This window comes from Bradyrhizobium sp. STM 3843 (assembly GCF_000239815.1).
Classification (GTDB): domain Bacteria; phylum Pseudomonadota; class Alphaproteobacteria; order Rhizobiales; family Xanthobacteraceae; genus Bradyrhizobium.
Genome location: NZ_CAFK01000037.1, coordinates 21,463 through 37,502 on the forward strand (window position 1 = coordinate 21,463; position 16,040 = coordinate 37,502).

Below are 16,040 nucleotides of genomic sequence, written 5' to 3' on the forward strand. Positions count from 1 at the left end.
CAAGGACGAGATGGCAGAAACGGCGCTGATCAACAACCTGGAACCGCCGGCGCGGGCTGGAGGCTTGCAAGGCATCGTCGCCGACTGGTCCTCGGATCAGCGCGCCTTCAAGAACGTGTCCTGGGGGAAGGCCATGATGTGGATCTTCCTCCTCAGCGACACCTTCATTTTCAGTTGTTTTCTGCTGTCGTACATGACGGCGCGAATGTCCACGACGGTGCCGTGGCCCAATCCCAGCGAGGTCTTTGCGCTGAGGATCGGAGGCAGGGAAATTCCGCTCATCCTCATCGCCATCATGACCTTCATCCTGATCAGCAGCAGCGGCACCATGGCGATGGCCGTCAACTTCGGCTATCGCCGCGATCGCGTGAAGACTGCAGCCTTGATGTTTGTCACGGCGGCATTCGGCGCAACGTTCGTCGGAATGCAAGCTTTCGAATGGACCAAGCTGATCATGGAAGGCGTCCGGCCGTGGGGCAACCCCTGGGGGGCGGCGCAGTTTGGTTCGAGCTTCTTCATGATCACGGGCTTCCATGGCACGCACGTGACGATCGGCGTGATCTTCCTGATCGCCATCGCGCGAAAGGTTCTGCGAGGGGACTTCGATGTCGGAAGGCGCGGCTTTTTCACCAGCCGGAAGGGGCATTACGAGATCGTCGAAATCACCGGCCTCTACTGGCACTTCGTCGATCTGGTGTGGGTGTTCATCTTTGCGCTTTTCTATCTCTGGTGAGGTCGCAGCATGACAAACATCGCGGTACATCCGGAAGCGCAGCAACATTCGCTGCAGGATCACGGGCATCATGCGGTCGCATCAGGAGCCGCGCATGCAGAGGGCCAGCAGCATCCGATCAAGCTTTATCTCGTGGTCTGGGGATGGTTGTTCGTCCTCAGCACCTGCTCGTACCTTGTCGACTATTTCGGCCTCCAGGGTCATCTCAGATGGTCACTGATCCTGCTGTTCATGGTGTTGAAGGCTGGCCTGATCGTCGCGGTCTTCATGCACATGGCCTGGGAGCGGCTCGCTTTGGCCTACGCGATCCTGCTGCCACCGACGGTGCTGCTGGTATTCGTCGCGATCATGGTGTTCGAATCCGACTACACGCATCTGCTCCGGATGATATTTTTCGCGCAGGCGACATAGCCGCGGTTGCTTGGTAGCAGGACGGATGACGCCGGCTGGTCGCACCGCCGCCAGCCTCGATTGAGGGCTGTCCGAGACTGATCTGGTACGGCTGAACGTCTTGGCTCAAATGGAAGGCCTTACCTAAAATATGGAGTCGCGGGCTGCCGGCAGGGCTCGGCTGAGCCCACGTGCTGCATGAGGCGATCGTGCGCGTTCTCAACGGATCGCGCGTCTGGCCGTTCGGCGTCCCGATTCTGGCAGTCCTGTCGGGAGTGACGCGCAGCATCCGCGACGATTATCGGCGGCGGGTTCGTCACGAGCCGCGGCTGGGCACCATCAGCGGCACTGATCGCGCCCGGCAAGGGGCGATGGACGAGCTCGGAGTTCTGGCAGCGTGCAAGTCCGGATCTCGCCTTGCGGCCGCGGTGGTCGCGCAGTGTCGGGTCATCTGCTTCGGAACCTCCCTTCTCTGTTATGATTGCTCTCGCGAATGTGCGCGGCATACGCGCGCTTAGTGCCTAGATTCAAATCCAGATCACTGGAACGACCTGGAGCATGAATCATGAGGCTGTTGTTCCTTTCTTGCTTCACCCTTTGTTTCGTCCTTTCTGCTACCGCCGCCTCTGCCCGCGGCGGCATGGGATCAATAGGGCCGCACATGTCGATGGGTGGTGGCGCACTCGGTACGAGCGCCGCGACGCCAGGAACGAATTCACTCGGCACGGCGCTGCCGTCCTCCGGCGTAGGCGGGCATACCATGAAAGGTCCGGCACTCGGGACCGATGCCGCAATCGATCAGGAAGATGCGCGACTGCAAAAGATGCTGGAGGGATCGATCTGCCGGGGGTGTTGAGGCTCGCGGGGCGTTCGCGTTTGCCCGCTTCGCTTCATTCAGCCGCTGAGATTGTTACGCTTCAACAACATTACGTGTGCTCTACCGGGTTTAGAACATCAAGTCGTGAAGAACGCGCGTTGGCCACCAACTACGTGAGAAAGGATTCGCCATAATGACAACGAGATTATTGATTGCCGCGTTCGTGACCGCGGGGCTGGCGCTTCCACCATTTTCCGCTGAAGCGAAGAGGTCCAGGCACCTCAGGCATTACGTCTCGACCGTGCAATTCCATCGGACCCAGGGATTGTCGGCACCGCAACCCAGGACCTATGGGACATCCGGAACATCGATCGGAACTGTCACCGCCCCCTCAGTGGGCTCCTATTATTGGCCGTCGGTTGGCGTGACAAACGCGGTGCCGACCTGGAGCAATACCAATCCTCCTGTCCGGTAAGGGAGTTGCCAAGGCAGCGGGATCGTTGCGAACGTAACATCGAAAACGCGCGGAAACCCTCACGATGACCCCCCCTTGCGTTGCTTCTTCGCGTTCAGGCTCGGATGTCGCTGGACCACCAGGCCCGTTAGTACCTGGGACGCGCCGAGTCGTCGGGCGCGTCCTGTGGCCGTGGCTCAGCGCGCGCTCTGACGCCAACTTTACCATACTGCACGCTGGTCAATTTTCGGATCGATCGGCGGCATTTCAAGTGATGCTCTCGCCATCATTGTCGCGGAGATTCCGCCGGGCCACGGAATGGAATTCGGTCTGATACTGCCCGGAACCACACCTGAGGAAGAGGCGAGCTGGCTCAAGGAGCATAGGCGTTGAATCTCCGGTAGGTTTTTGAATCCAGCCGGTTACGCAGCCGATTGGATCCGCCCCCAGGAGGCACGATGGCTGGATTGCGCAAAAAGCGGCAAGAGTGGAGCTGGTGGCACCTGCTCTTGCTCGTTCAATTTATCGCGGTCCTCTGGCCGCCCTTCTACAACAGGGCGGAGCCCGCTTTGATCGGCACGCCGTTCTTCTATTGGTATCAGCTGTCTTGGGTGGTCATCGGCGCTGTTCTCACCGCGATCGTCCACTTTGCGACTGACGAGTAGCGGTCTGGCACGGCTGAACCCGGAGCCCTCATTAGAACCAGCAGGAAACCGTTGTGTCGGAAGTCAACTGGATTGCTCTCAGCGTCTTCGCATTGTTATTTGGCTTAGTCACTTGGTTAGGCTTTGCTGCGGCCAGGTGGCGAAAAGGCGATCTCGACTTACTGCATGAATGGGGGCTCGGCGGCCGACGTTTCGGTGCGGTCATCACCTGGTTTCTCATAGGCGGTGATATCTACACCGCCTACACTTTCATTGCCGTTCCCTCGCTCGCCTTTGGCGCCGGGGCCATCGCTTTGTTCGCGGTTCCGTTTACGATAGTCGCCTATCCAATCTTCTTCCTGGTGTTCCCGCGTCTCTGGCATGTCTGTCACAAGCACAACTATATCACCGCCGGTGACTTCGTGCGCGGCCGCTTTGGGAATCGTTGGCTGGGTATCAAGATTGCGGACGGGAATGGAAACGAATTGCCACGAGACGGCGTGTCGGTCGGGCGGCTCATGGTCCGGGGTCCCTGGGTTACGAGCGGCTATTTCCGCGACGAAGTCCATTGTTGGAAGACGGATGGTTCAACACTGGGGATCTGGCCGTCATGGACGACGACCATCACATTCGTCTGACGGACCGAGCCAAGGACGTGATCAAGTCTGGTGGTGAATGGATCAGTTCCATTGATGTAGAGAATCTCACGGTTAGCTGCCCCGGCGTTGCAGATGCTGCGTTGATCGGAATTCCTCACCCGCAATGGGAAGAGCGACCGCTGCTTCTGATCGTCCCCCGCTGCATCCAACCCCGCCACGGCAGCGTCTATATACGCTTTTCTCCAAGGCAAGATTGCGAAATGGTGGCTTCCCGATGACATCATTTTCGTCGAAGCGCTCGTCTATCGTGCCACGGGTAAGGTGCAGAAAATGGAGCTGCGTCGTCGCTACGCTCGGCACTACTTGGCTCGGAAGCCCGTTATGCCTTCGAGCGAGAAGTAGCAGACCGAATAGCAATCGGAGGGACCGGCTCGCTAAAAGCACCAGTGCGGAACGTCGCGGAACAGCCTGAGATCCGAGCCCTAAGGAGAAAAGATGATAACGCAGCTATCGGTTAATCACCTCGTCTACAGCACGACACGTTCGTTCGACGCAGTCGTCGTGGCGTTCGAGACCGTCGTGGGGACTCTCGAAAGATGTTGGTTGGGCTTCAATTCCGGCAGCAGTTAGGTGGAATCATCGAATTCGATCTTGGCCGTTTCGGACATGGGCTTCAAGGAACTGTGATCGGCCGGGCAACGGGCGCGGCGCGCTGAATAATGAGGTTGGCTTCGTCCATACCGCTGGCGCCGACGCTAAGCTCGTGAGCAAAAAAATCTGTCGGCGCTTCGCCTACCAGGTCGTGGAATTCGTCGATAAGGTGCGCCTGATCGGTTAAACCACAGGCGTAGGCGGTCTGCGCCCAGGATCGGCTGCGGCGGCGTTCTGCGAGGATCTTCTGGAAACGAGCCAACCGCGCAAACCGCTTCGGACTCAGGCCAAAAGCAGCACTGAAGGCACGCGAAAGGTTGCGTGAACTGGTGCCAAGCCTCGCTGCAAGTGAACTCATCTGTATTGTTGGGTTTCTCCTGAGATAGCAAGCCGCGCGGTTAGCGAGGCTATCTGTATGGGGGCGAAGGTGTTGAAGCAGGAATGCCTGGACACCGGCAACGCGCTCTTCGCTCGTCTGCGCCGTCGCGAGCATTTCATCGCACATTGCCACTTCCCAGGCCCTGAACAAATCGCTCAGATGAAGATCGGCGTTTGCGAGCTCCCTGATCGGAGCTTGGACTATGCGGCTCGCCGCGTCGGACCTAAGAGAAACGATGATAACGCCAAGCCCTCCGGTGGGGCGCAAGGTGACGGCATGCGATTGAATGTGGGTCGCGCACTTCGCTGGCAGAATCTTGGCGCGTTGATGTATCTCGGCCGGTCGTCGATATTGACCAATTAGCTGAAGAGAGGTGCCGGGGGCGCACTTGATTGTAAGCGATTTTGCGAATCTCGCATTCGGAATATCGCAATCCCAGATTGCCTCGAGAATATCGGAAAGGGGCGGTGGTGAACGAAAACATCTTAAAATGCCAGTCTCCTCCTCCGCTGAGGCTTTTGCGCCGACGTCAATTGGATACTCAACGAAGTTCATGCGACCGTAGCGCTCCACGTGGTTACGATTGGGGGAAAAATGGCACGTTTCATGGGGCGGACGTATCCAAATTGCACGGAGCGCGGTTGTGCATACCTGTCATCTGGACAAACGAGTAGTTCCACGAAGCGCGGCGGACGGCGCCGACCAGGAGTAGGCGAGCGAAATCGGATGCGTCAGCACCTGAAGCTAGCTTGTCATCGCCGTGGGAATGAGGCAACCAGCCGCATCAAGCCTTGCGCTCTCGCGAAATCCCGATCAGCCGCGGTGAACAAAAAAGATCAGGCCAATGCCGGCCTGCACAGTATGGATCGACCGCCGGCTGTCGATGATCAGCAGCCCAATGCCCTCAGCTATCATGTTCGTCAAGGCATCCAGGAAACCCGCGCACTGGAATCCTTCCGTAGCGCGCTATCGAGATCAAATCACTTTCGTGTGCACGACGAATCGTTTGCTTGACGGAGGCATTCCCCTGAGGTCGTCGCCATGGTGTGCAAATAGGCGACCAGCGCATCGAGGTCCGCGTCTGAGACGTTACGTTTGCTGAAGCCGATCATCTGTTGAGCTGGCCAGGTGCGGACTGCCTTCGGATCTCGGATGATGGCGCGCAATCCGGCATCGGTCAGGTATTGTGTCGGAAACATCGGGCGTCCGAAGTCGGGGCCGGTATCGCTCGCGCCGCCTCCATTCAACCGATGACACGGCAGACATTGCGCAACAAAAACGTCTTGCCCGCGTCGAGCTGGAGCGTCGGCTGCCGTCGTCGGGGGCACCGCGATCTGAGGCCAGCGGTGGACCGGGCTCTCGACGAGGGTCACGCGGGTCAACTGATAGGGCCATTGCTCGCGTGCGATTTCTGATGTCTCCGGATTGTCCCAGATAAGGTAAAAGGGACCAGCCGTCTCTGTTTTCTGCGGCAGTGGCGGCCAGGGATGCGCAGGATCTTCGACGGCAATATAAGCGGCGGATCCCCCGATTGCGCCGCGCTTGATCAGCGTAAACGGAATTTGGCTGACGAAGCCGTCTCGTGCCTCCATTTCGACGGTATCGAATTTCGGATCAACGCTGTTGCTCAAGAGGGCCAAAAACGGCACGGCGCGATAGACGACGGTGTGATGATAGATGTCACCCGTTGCGCTCAACATTACGGTGTCGGGCCTGTTTAGCAATTGGGCGGCCGTAAAGCGCTGCTCGTTCGCTCCGTTGTTGATGACAAGCACAGGTTCTGCTGCTGGTCTGAACTCTGAGCGGGCTTGGCTCCATGCAGCAGGCGTCAGCAGTATGACGATGGTTGCCACTAGAGCAGGCCCCCGCAGCAGTACGCTGCAGCGGCAGGGAAGACACCGTCGCTTCGTGTCGCCGAAACAGACCAAGTATGACATCTATCATCTCCAGGGAACAGGCATTAACGCGTGAGCCTGAGCCACAGGGCGGGCGACTCGCTGTGCTCAAGCAGGCTGGTGTGCAGATCGCTCCAGCGTCTCTGGTGAACACGTCGGCCAGCCAACCAAAGTTGCCACCATTCGGGATCCATGCTGCGTAGGCAAGTTCATCGTCGAGCGGCTCGCGTGTGAACTCGCTACCAGGGTTGCCCCGCGGCATAACGGCGCGGCATTTTGGGTAATCGCGAACGTCATTCGGGATGATGCGTTGGAAAGAATGCCAGTCGAACGCGTCGGCGAAGTGCATCATGGCTGTCTGTTGATCTGACCAGTTTGGCAAAACGGACTAATCCAGATAGGTCTTCGAGGTGTTCGTAGAGCGCGGCGGGCCGAAAGGTCCGTTTCCGATCTGTTCGCCGCTATCGTAAGGCTTTTGGCACCACGAGTTGGGATCCGCAGCGATAAAAACGAGATAGGGGCCATTCGCTACACCTCAGTTTCAAATCGTCATGAGTGAGTTACGCATGAAATGCGAACGATTGCCGTTGAGCGGCTTCCAGACTCGATCTGGAGTCCAAGCAATTCGCGCTGGCAATCAATCAACCAAGAACACCGGTGCGCTAGCCACCATGACTGAATGGCGATCAAGTAGTTGCCGACGCGTCTCGCAGTGAGCGCTGCTGCAGTTCGTGTGGACGAGAGTAGCAGGTTCGCCATCTTGTGACGCATCTATGTAAAATCTTGTGCCTGGCTTGTATGCCGACGGCAAGGTCCCGGCCTTGATGAAAGGTTCGTTTGTGTCTATCGCATCCTCAGATTACGAACTCGTCGCGCCGGATCGTCCTGTCGAGAGTGTCGAGAAAGCTCCGAAGCAGCGCAACGCACACTCAACCAACGTCCTTCCACGTTCCGGCGCGACTTGAGGCGTGAATGGCCTCTACGAGCATTTGGATGCGCAGGCCAGCGCGGAAATTGTATGGCTCCGATCGATGTCCAGCGATGGCGTCTAGGTACGCTGCTGCTTCGATCGCCTTCAGGTCGTTGAAACCAAGCTGGTGGCCAGGCGCAACGCAGAACAGGCCATATGGCCGATGGTCCGGGCCTGCCTCGATCCGGCGGAATCCCTGACGGCCAGGGTGATCGTCGGTCGAGAAGAAGTGCAGCTCGTTGAATCGTTCCTGGCTGAAGGCAAGAGCGCCTTTGCTTCCATAGACCTCGAAGTCGTGCTGCATCTTCCGCCCGGTCGCAATCCAATTCCCCTCGATCGAGCCGGAGGCGCCGTTGGCGAAACGGAGGAAAGCCCGGCCGACATCGTCGACTTCGACGCGCCTCCGTCCGCCCTTGCCGTCCGGACGTTCCTTGATCATCGTCACGCAATCGCCCATCACTTGGGTGATCGGTCCCGCGGCTGGACTCAACAGGAATTCTGCGGTCGCCAAGGCGTGGCTACCAATATCGGCCAGCGCGCCGCCGCCCGCCGGGTCGTGCCGAAAGGTGAAGGGTCCGGCGCTGTCTGCCATGTAGTCCTCGGCGTGGACACCGCGGTAGCCGCGTATCTCGCCGAGTTCTCCGGCCGCGATCATGTCGCGCGCGAAGCCCAGCATGGGGTTGCAGAGATAGTTGAAGCCGACTTGCGTCTTTACTCCCGCCGCTTCGGCGGCCTCCGCCATTTCCCGGGCGTCTGTCGCAAGCGGCGCCAGCGGCTTTTCACAATAGACATGTTTACCCCCGGCAATTGCCGCCAAGGCCATGTCCCTGTGAAGCGTGTTGGGCGTGGTGATGTTGACGACGTCGATGTCGGGACTCGTCACGAGCGAACGCCAATCTGAAGTTGAGCGCGCGAAGCCCAGGGAGGAGGCGGCTTTCGCGGCCGCCTCGTCGGTGATGTCCGCGATCGTATGCAGTTCCAGATCGAAGGGAAGGTCAAAGACGCGCATCGCAATTGAGTAACCGAAAACGTGAGCCTTCCCCATGAAGCCGCTGCCGATGAGGCCGATGCGAAGCTTCCGTTTGGTCATGTCGGAATCCTTGTTCACGATGAGGTCGCAGTTCAGTGACCGGCGAGAAACCCGAACACGTTCTGACGAAGAGATTTGTCGTCGATCGCCGCAACGCCCGGTCGGAAGAGTTATGGATGTCGCCGTCGCTATTGGCAATAATTGTTGCGGAGAAAGTATATTGTCAATATTCAATGCAAGAGGTTATGTTGGCCACAAACCGTCGAGGGAGGAGACCACATGACCGGAGCCACAATCCGACTCACCATGGCCCAGGCCTTGGTGCGATGGCTTACTCAACAGTTCACTGAAATCGAAGGCGTTCGCGTCCCCCTGTTCGCCGGTGTCTTCGGCATTTTTGGTCATGGCAACGTGACGTGCCTGTCCGAGGCTCTGGAAACTGTGCAGGATCGTCTACCGACCTGGCGCGGGCAGAACGAACAGTCGATGGCATTGGCGGCCGTTGGTTTCGCCAAGGCCAAGCTCCGGCGGCAAATCATGATAGCTACGTCGTCGATCGGCCCTGGGGCGCTGAACATGGTGACGGCGGCGGGAACGGCTCATGCAAACCGCTTGCCGGTTCTTCTCATCTCCGGCGATACGTTCACCAACCGCTTGCCAGATCCGGTTCTCCAGCAGGTCGAGCATTTTGGCGATCCGACCGTCACTGTGAACGACGCGTTCAAGGCGGTCACACGCTACTGGGATCGCATCACCCATCCGGCGCAGATCATTTCGTCGCTCCCGCAGGCGGCGGCAGCGATGCTCGATCCGGCCGACTGTGGCCCGGCCTTCCTCGCGCTGCCGCAGGACACCCAGGAGGTGGCTTTTGACTACCCCGAGGTCTTCTTCGAGGCTCGAACCTGGACCATCTCACGTCCGCGTCCCGACCGCCATAAACTCGCGGAAGCCGCCGCACTGCTCAAGACCGCGAAGAAGCCGCTCCTCATCTCCGGCGGCGGCGTGCGCTACTCGCTGGCAGGACATGTCGTCGCGGAGTTTGCGGTCAAGCATGGAATTCCTATTGTCGAGACGGTCGCAGGGAAGGGCGCCGTCACCCACTATCACCCGGCCCATGCGGGACCGATCGGAGTTATCGGCTCAACCTCGGCGAACGCGCTCGCAGCCGAAGCCGATGTGATCCTTGCGGTGGGGACACGTCTCCAGGATTTCACGACGGGATCATGGACTGCTTTCGGCGCGAACGCGCGCTTCGTCTCGATCAACGCCGCCAGGTACGATGCGGTAAAGCATCGTGCGCTGGCGGTGGTCGGCGACGCGCGGGAGACGGTTACGGAGCTGGATGCCGAGCTCGGCGCGTGGCGCGTCGATCCCGCTCACATGGCGCGTGCTCAGATGCTCTTCAGGGAATGGGATGCTTTGCTGGAGTCGTTGCAGGCTCCGAATAACGCACCGGTTCCGACCTACGCGCAAGTGGTCCAGGCTGTGAACGCCTCCGCGGGCGAGAGAGACACGCTGATTTCCGCCGCCGGCGGCCTGCCTGGCGAAGTAGCAAAAGGCTGGCGCGTCAAGGCACCGAACACCTTTGACCTCGAGTTCGGCTTTTCCTGCATGGGCTACGAGATCGCAGCCGGCTGGGGTCACGCGATGGCCAATTCTGGTCCCGGCGGGCTGGGTGGCACGCCGATCGTGATGGTTGGAGACGGCACGTATCTGATGATGAACTCAGACATCTACTCGACAGTTCTGAGTGGCCACAAGATGATTGTCGTGGTCTGTGACAATGGCGGGTTCGCGGTGATCAACCGGTTGCAGCAATTCAAAGGCGTGCCAGGGTTCAATAACTTATTGACCGATTGTCGCGTTCAGAATCGCGACAATCCTCCTCACGTTGATTTTGCCAAGCACGCCGAGTCCATGGGGGCTGCTGCACGGCGGTGCGAGAGCCTCGCCGACCTTGTCGCCGCGCTCGAATGGGCCAAAGGCAACGACCGCACCACCGTGCTTTCGATCGCATCAGACGCGTATTCATGGGTTCCTGGCGACGCCGACTGGGACGTGGGCGTGCCAGAAGTATCCTCGCGCGAGACGGTTCGAAGCGCGCGCAAGCAGCAGGACGAGATCCGCGCGAAGCAGCGCATCGGAGTGTGACAGCCATGAAAGTGAAACTTGGAATTGCCCCCATTGCCTGGTGGAACGACGATCTGGCCGAATTGTCCGATGACGTGAGTCTGGAGGAGTGTTTGCGCCAAGCGAGCGTCGCTGGTTTCACGGGGATGGAAACCGGACGACGGTTCCCCATGAACATGGAGGAACTCGGGCCGTTGCTCGCCCGATTTGGCATTTCCGTATGCGGCGGCTGGTTCTCCGGCCTTCTGCTCGACGGCGACATCGAGCGGGAAAAAGATCGCATTCGCGCCCAGATGGAGTTCTTCATCGCGGCGAAGGCGCCCTGCATCATCTACGGCGAAACCGCTCGTTCCATCCAGGGTATTCGCTCTGCGCCGCTCGATACCAAACCCAGGCTCTCGGAGGAGGAGATCAGGGCGTATGGACGCAAGATGACGGCTTTCGCGGAGTGGTGCGCCGGGCAGGGAATGCCGATCGCCTATCATCACCACATGGCTGCGGCGATCGAGACCGAAGCCGAGCTCGACCTGCTCATGGCGAATTCGGGTGAGGCGCTACCGCTGTTGTTCGATGCTGGCCACATGGCTTTTGCCGGCGGTGACGTCTTGCGTGTCATCGACAAACATCATTCCCGCATCAGCCATGTGCACACCAAAGATATCCGCAGCAGCGTCATCGAGAAGCTCGACTGGAAGCGGGAGAGCTTCCTCGATGCAGTGGTGAAAGGGGCGTTCACGGTGCCGGGCGACGGCTCGCTCGACTTCGCTGCGATCATCGCGCGCCTCGCGTCCTACGGTTACGAGGGGTGGTTTGTCGTCGAAGCGGAACAGGACCCGAAGGTCAGTCCGCCGCTCGAGATGGCCAAGAAAGGTCATGCGGAACTGATGCGCTTGATGGCCTCGGCTGGATATGAAGTCGTGCAATGAACCGCAGGGCTCCGATATCGTCGTGCTCGAAGAAGCACGCAGGTCTTGCACTGGCTTGGCGGGTTATGTTGGCGAGCCTGGCGATGGAGGTGAAATGAGCGTCGGGATAGGAATCATCGGAACAGGTGTTATGGGCGCGGAGCACGCCCGGATACTCCGGCACGAGACTCCGGGTGCTCATCTCGTGGGGATTTTTGATGCCGACGCGGCTCGGGCGGAGGCCGTTGCTTCTGGAGCAACCGTTTTTTCGGACCCTCATTCGCTGATCGGGTCGGATCGGATCGACGCGATCGTGATTGCATCTCCCGATGCGACACATGCCTCCCTGACACGCGCCTGCATCGCGGCGGGGAAGCCCGTTCTCTGCGAAAAGCCCTTGGCATCCTCAGCAGCGGATGCCCTCGACGTCGTGCAGGCGGAAGTCGCTTTCGGTCGCAGGCTCATCCAGGTCGGCTATATGCGCCGCTTCGATCCAGGCTATCGGGAGATCAAGCGCGTCAAGGACACCGGCGGCTTGGGCGAACCGGTGTTGCTGCACAACGTGCACCGAAACGTCCGCGCCCCGGAGTGGTTCACCGGTCCGATGGCCGTCACCAATTCGTTCGTCCACGAGATCGATGCCAGCCGTTGGCTTCTGGGATCGGAGATGATTTCGGCGCATGTGGAAGCGGGGTCCGGCGGCGAACCCCTCATGATCACGATGAAAACCGACAAAGACGAGATCGTTTCGACCGAGGTGTTCGTGAATGCTGGTTACGGCTACCATGTGCATGTCGAACTGGTCGGTCGGCAAGGCACAGTGTCGCTGGCTCCGGCGTCGCTGACGCTGTTGAACAGAGACGGAGCAGCTCGTCATTCGTATCCGGACAATTGGGTGCCGAGGTTCGAAGAGGCATATCGCAGGCAAATGGCCGAGTGGATCAGCGCCGTGAAAGCTGGAGTATCTGTCGGAGCGAGCGCGTGGGACGGCTATCTCGCCTCGGCCATCGCGGAGCAAATCGCAGAGGCGCTTGCCGGAAATGGTGTGGCTCGCCTGAAATATGGGCCGCGTCCGTCGTTGTATGACTGACAGAGCGAGCGAGGGCTGGGCGGGATGCGATCAGCCTCTTGCGCGAGAGAACGCTAGTCCTGGGAGAGGAAATGATGATCAAGTATGCGGTCGTTGGTGCAGGCTGGATCTCGCAACAAGCCTTTCTGCCGGGAGTCGGACAGTCGACAAATTCGAAGGTCACCGCGATCGTGACCGGCGACCGGGACAAGGCCGCGCGGTTGGCGGATTTCCATGGGATTGGCCAGATCGTCGGCTACGATGGATACGATGCCCTTTTGAGGGGCTCTGACGTCGATGCGGTGTACATTGCTCTGCCCAACCACCTGCACGCGGACTACGCTATTCGGGCGGCTCGCGCCGGCAAGCACATCCTGGTCGAGAAGCCGTTAGCCACCAACGAACAAGATGCGCTGGCCATGATCGCCGCGGCGCGCGAAGCCGGCGTGTTTCTGATGACGGCGTACAGGCTCCACAACGAGCCCGGAACCGTGGCGGTCCTCGAACATATCCGCAACGGCGCCATTGGCCGGCCGCTCTTCTTTCAATCGGACTTCAGTTTTCAGGCCGCGCAAGGCAATCACAGACTGAAGGCCGCAAGTTGGGGGGGACCGCTCCAGGACATCGGTGTCTATTGCGTCAACGCGGCTCGCCACATCTTTGCTGAAGAACCGATCGAGGCCATGGCGATGGTGCACCGACCAAGCGATGACCCGCGCTTTCGCGAGGTGGATGCATCGCTCGCGGCCTTGCTGCGGTTCCCTTCGGGCGGTTTGGCGCAATTCGTTGCCAGCTTCGGGGCGGCCGACGTCGACAACTATCGGGTTGTCGGAACGGCGGGAGACCTTGAACTCGACCCCGGCTTCAGGTTCGAGACCGCGACAAAACTGCGCCTGCGCCGCGATGGCGAGATCCGCGAAACCCAGTTTCGGCAAATCGACCATTTTGGCGCACAGGTAGATTACTTTTCGGATTGCATTAAGGCCGGAACGCCGCCCGAGGCCGATGGCGAGGAAGGGTTGGCCGATTTGCGCGCATTGGTTGCAATTGAAACGGCCGCTCTGACCGGACAACCGCAAACCATCACATCGCTTCCTCGTGCCCGCCATCCAACACCCGACATGGTGCGAGTGACCCCTGTAACCGATCGACGACTGGTGTTCTGAGGCGCTACAAACCTGGCGGGGCCTTGGCGCGCATGCTCGCGTTGTTCTACTGACTAGTAACCGTGGGAATCCGCGGATTGACATCGTTTTTCTGTAGTCTCGCCGCCAGCGCGACTGTCAAAGCCTGGGCGAGGCACATCGGAGCGGCGAGTGAACGCGAAAACGTATATTCGTGTTCTGGAACTGCGAACAGCACGCGGGCACTCTTGGCCAACGGAGATAGTGTGCTGTCCGATATCCCAATGATCGGAATCCCGTTGCGACCGGCCTCCTCGACCACGTTGACGACCTCGTTTGCGTAGAAGCGGAACGACACCGCCAGAAGCACGTCCTTCTTGCGGATCGTGCGCGCGATGTGTGTCGCGAGTCCGCCGCCTGCATCGAGCAGCACGCAGCGTTTGCCCAGCATGGTCAATATGTAGCGAAGGAATTCAACGACGGGCGCCGAACGCAGTTGGCCGATCAGAAAAACGGAATCGGCTTTCTCAAGGAGGCTCACCGCGTCCGCGAGAGCTTTCGGGGAAATGTCCGCGAGCATGTCCTGAAGGGAGGCGATGTCGCGGACGACCAGGTCGCGGAGGAAACCGACCTCGCTGCGATCGGCGCGGGCGCCCAACTCGATTTCCAGTGCTTTGATGCGCGCCTCGAAACCGGGAGCAGCAGTCGACAGGCGCCGTTGAAACAACGCCTGAAGCTCCTTGAAACCCTCATAGCCAAGTGACTGGGCGAAGCGCACGAAACTCGATGCATGGATGCCGCAGCGATCGGCGATGGCGTTGACCGACAGGACTGCGACATCGTTTGGGTTCTGGGTCAGATAAACCGCTATCTTCTGATAGGATTTGCTCATGTCATCATAGCGGTCGTGGATGACACGGATCAATTCCTCGTAGTCTTCCGGTGTCGTCACGTCCTGCATTCAAGGTGCTCTCGTCATTGTTTCATCGTGCGCGGATGCTGACAGCTTTGCTCTCGTCAGGCCGGACAGGCCAAAGACAAAGGAGATCGACGCGCTCTAGCCTCACTCTCCTGATACGCAGCAGAATCGTCGATTGTGCTGGTGAACAATTATTGACATTTTTGCATATTTGCAATAATTCTTGCAATAAAATCGAACATTTGTCGGCGGGAGGAAATGGTGGCGATCAAATTCGCATTGCTCGGGTGCGGGCGCATCGGCGTCTTGCACGCACGCAATCTCGCCGGTGCGGAAGGAGCCCGCCTGGAGACGGTATTCGATCCGAACACATCTGCTGCCGAGGCGGTCGCCAGTGCAAATGGCTGCAGGGTCGCAGCCAGTGCAGGAGATGCGATCGAGAAGGCCGACGCGGTTCTGATCGCGACGTCGACTCCCACGCATGCCGATCTGATCGAGCTCGCGGCAAAGGCCGGCAAGGCGATCTTGTGCGAGAAGCCGATTGATCTCAATCTGGATCGGGTACGCGCATGCCGCAAGGCCATTGAAGGCTGCAACGTACCAATTCAGATTGGCTTCAATCGCCGCTTCGATCCCGGGCACCGCGCCGCGCGCGAGGCCTGTGCCGCGGGCAAAATCGGGAAACTCGAGCAGGTCGTCATCACGTCGCGGGATCCCGGGATGCCACCCCGAAATTACGTTGCGGTATCGGGCGGCATCTTCCGCGACATGACGATCCATGATTTCGACGTGGCGCGTTTCATGTTGAACGACGAGCCGACCGAGGTCTTCGCCACCGGCAGTGCACTTGTCGACCCTGCCACAGGCTCTGATTTTGGCGACTTCGACTCAATCATGGTGATCATGCGCACTGCCGATGGGAAGCTGTGCCATATCAATAACTCGCGACGCGCAACGTTCGGCTATGATCAGCGGATCGAGCTGTTTGGCAGCGAGGGGATGGTCATCTCCGATAACAAGAAGAAGCACGAGCTGAAGTTTTACGGCTCGACCACGACTGATGCGGCCGAGCCCTACCTCAACTTCTTCATCGAACGTTACGCCGAGGCCTATCAGGCCGAGATCGCCGCTTTCATTGCCGCCGTTCGCGACGGGCGGCCGATCCAGGCGACTTTCGACGACGGTTACCGTGCGCTCGTGCTCGCGGAGGCTGCGATCGAGTCCGCCAAGACCGGCAAGAAGGTCGAGGTTCGCGATATCGCATGATGCCAAATGGGGCGTGCTTCCAGGCATCGAGCAGCGATGCGGCAAGCTAAACAGCGCTCCTGCCG

Annotated in this window: 15 protein-coding genes; 11 read left to right on the forward strand and 4 right to left on the reverse strand. The window is 59.5% G+C overall.

Annotation, left to right across the window (positions count from 1 at the left end):
• Positions 1–10 precede the first annotated feature (10 nt).
• From BRAS3843_RS05105 to BRAS3843_RS42030, 6 genes are all read left to right on the forward strand, one after another.
• Positions 11–733 carry a heme-copper oxidase subunit III family protein gene (locus BRAS3843_RS05105; RefSeq protein WP_008967682.1) on the forward strand — a complete coding sequence of 241 codons (723 nt, stop codon included), beginning with the start codon at positions 11–13 and terminating at the stop codon, positions 731–733.
• Positions 734–742: 9 nt separating this feature from the next.
• Positions 743–1,144, forward strand: coding sequence for a cytochrome C oxidase subunit IV family protein (locus BRAS3843_RS05110; RefSeq protein ID WP_008967683.1), 402 nt, complete (start codon positions 743–745; stop codon positions 1,142–1,144).
• 544 nt (positions 1,145–1,688) lie between these two features.
• Positions 1,689–1,979 (forward strand): hypothetical protein, encoded by a 291-nt coding sequence (locus BRAS3843_RS39390; RefSeq protein WP_083841315.1) that lies wholly within the window; start codon positions 1,689–1,691, stop codon positions 1,977–1,979.
• Between the two features lie 873 nt (positions 1,980–2,852).
• Positions 2,853–3,059 carry a DUF3311 domain-containing protein gene (locus BRAS3843_RS05120; RefSeq protein WP_008967687.1) on the forward strand — a complete coding sequence of 69 codons (207 nt, stop codon included), beginning with the start codon at positions 2,853–2,855 and terminating at the stop codon, positions 3,057–3,059.
• A 53-nt stretch (positions 3,060–3,112) separates the two neighbouring features.
• Entirely contained in the window at positions 3,113–3,676 is a 564-nt protein-coding gene (locus tag BRAS3843_RS42025; RefSeq protein ID WP_008967688.1) for a hypothetical protein, read from the forward strand.
• Positions 3,649–3,915: a hypothetical protein gene (locus BRAS3843_RS42030; protein ID WP_244425122.1), complete on the forward strand. Its 267-nt coding sequence runs from the start codon at positions 3,649–3,651 to the stop codon at positions 3,913–3,915. The genes BRAS3843_RS42025 and BRAS3843_RS42030 overlap by 28 nt, the downstream gene beginning before the upstream one ends.
• Before the next feature lie 395 nt (positions 3,916–4,310).
• Here BRAS3843_RS42030 and BRAS3843_RS05130 read toward each other — a convergent pair whose 3' ends face one another.
• The 3 genes from BRAS3843_RS05130 to BRAS3843_RS05140 form a co-directional block, all read right to left on the reverse strand.
• Complete coding sequence (locus BRAS3843_RS05130) at positions 4,311–5,222, reverse strand: helix-turn-helix domain-containing protein (protein ID WP_083841317.1); 912 nt, start codon at positions 5,220–5,222, stop codon at positions 4,311–4,313.
• A 425-nt stretch (positions 5,223–5,647) separates the two neighbouring features.
• Complete coding sequence (locus BRAS3843_RS05135) at positions 5,648–6,520, reverse strand: cytochrome c (RefSeq protein ID WP_063710291.1); 873 nt, start codon at positions 6,518–6,520, stop codon at positions 5,648–5,650.
• Positions 6,521–7,491: 971 nt separating this feature from the next.
• A complete protein-coding gene (locus tag BRAS3843_RS05140; RefSeq protein WP_008967691.1) occupies positions 7,492–8,622 on the reverse strand; it encodes a Gfo/Idh/MocA family oxidoreductase in 1,131 nt (376 codons plus the stop codon).
• Between the two features lie 219 nt (positions 8,623–8,841).
• Here BRAS3843_RS05140 and iolD point away from each other — a divergent pair, with 219 nt between their 5' ends.
• The 4 genes from iolD (at position 8,842) to BRAS3843_RS05160 (ending at position 13,832) form a co-directional block, all read left to right on the forward strand.
• On the forward strand, positions 8,842–10,713 hold the full coding sequence (gene iolD / locus BRAS3843_RS05145; protein WP_008967692.1) for a 3D-(3,5/4)-trihydroxycyclohexane-1,2-dione acylhydrolase (decyclizing): 1,872 nt from the start codon (positions 8,842–8,844) through the stop codon (positions 10,711–10,713).
• A gap of 5 nt (positions 10,714–10,718) precedes the next feature.
• Positions 10,719–11,618: a myo-inosose-2 dehydratase gene (gene iolE, locus BRAS3843_RS05150; protein ID WP_008967693.1), complete on the forward strand. Its 900-nt coding sequence runs from the start codon at positions 10,719–10,721 to the stop codon at positions 11,616–11,618.
• Positions 11,619–11,712: 94 nt separating this feature from the next.
• A complete protein-coding gene (locus tag BRAS3843_RS05155) occupies positions 11,713–12,687 on the forward strand; it encodes a Gfo/Idh/MocA family oxidoreductase (RefSeq protein WP_008967694.1) in 975 nt (324 codons plus the stop codon).
• Between the two features lie 74 nt (positions 12,688–12,761).
• Positions 12,762–13,832, forward strand: a complete 1,071-nt coding sequence (locus BRAS3843_RS05160; protein WP_244425123.1) for a Gfo/Idh/MocA family oxidoreductase — start codon at positions 12,762–12,764, stop codon at positions 13,830–13,832.
• A 46-nt stretch (positions 13,833–13,878) separates the two neighbouring features.
• Here BRAS3843_RS05160 and BRAS3843_RS05165 read toward each other — a convergent pair whose 3' ends face one another.
• Positions 13,879–14,751, reverse strand: a complete 873-nt coding sequence (locus BRAS3843_RS05165) for a MurR/RpiR family transcriptional regulator (RefSeq protein WP_008967696.1) — start codon at positions 14,749–14,751, stop codon at positions 13,879–13,881.
• 219 nt (positions 14,752–14,970) lie between these two features.
• Between BRAS3843_RS05165 and iolG the strand changes: the two genes are divergently transcribed.
• On the forward strand, positions 14,971–15,975 hold the full coding sequence (gene iolG / locus BRAS3843_RS05170) for an inositol 2-dehydrogenase (protein WP_008967697.1): 1,005 nt from the start codon (positions 14,971–14,973) through the stop codon (positions 15,973–15,975).
• Positions 15,976–16,040 lie beyond the last annotated feature (65 nt).

Bases quoted from the DNA above. Each gene is read 5' to 3' on its own strand.
- BRAS3843_RS05105 (WP_008967682.1), top strand. From the start codon at position 11: ATGGCAGAAACGGCGCTGATCAACAACCTGGAACCGCCGGCGCGGGCT.
- BRAS3843_RS05110 (WP_008967683.1), top strand. From the start codon at position 743: ATGACAAACATCGCGGTACATCCGGAAGCGCAGCAACATTCGCTGCAG.
- BRAS3843_RS39390 (WP_083841315.1), top strand. From the start codon at position 1,689: ATGAGGCTGTTGTTCCTTTCTTGCTTCACCCTTTGTTTCGTCCTTTCT.
- BRAS3843_RS05120 (WP_008967687.1), top strand. From the start codon at position 2,853: ATGGCTGGATTGCGCAAAAAGCGGCAAGAGTGGAGCTGGTGGCACCTG.
- BRAS3843_RS42030 (WP_244425122.1), top strand. From the start codon at position 3,649: ATGGACGACGACCATCACATTCGTCTGACGGACCGAGCCAAGGACGTG.
- BRAS3843_RS05130 (WP_083841317.1), bottom strand. From the start codon at position 5,222: ATGAACTTCGTTGAGTATCCAATTGACGTCGGCGCAAAAGCCTCAGCG.
- BRAS3843_RS05140 (WP_008967691.1), bottom strand. From the start codon at position 8,622: ATGACCAAACGGAAGCTTCGCATCGGCCTCATCGGCAGCGGCTTCATG.
- iolD (WP_008967692.1), top strand. From the start codon at position 8,842: ATGACCGGAGCCACAATCCGACTCACCATGGCCCAGGCCTTGGTGCGA.
- iolE (WP_008967693.1), top strand. From the start codon at position 10,719: ATGAAAGTGAAACTTGGAATTGCCCCCATTGCCTGGTGGAACGACGAT.
- BRAS3843_RS05155 (WP_008967694.1), top strand. From the start codon at position 11,713: ATGAGCGTCGGGATAGGAATCATCGGAACAGGTGTTATGGGCGCGGAG.
- BRAS3843_RS05160 (WP_244425123.1), top strand. From the start codon at position 12,762: ATGATCAAGTATGCGGTCGTTGGTGCAGGCTGGATCTCGCAACAAGCC.
- BRAS3843_RS05165 (WP_008967696.1), bottom strand. From the start codon at position 14,751: ATGCAGGACGTGACGACACCGGAAGACTACGAGGAATTGATCCGTGTC.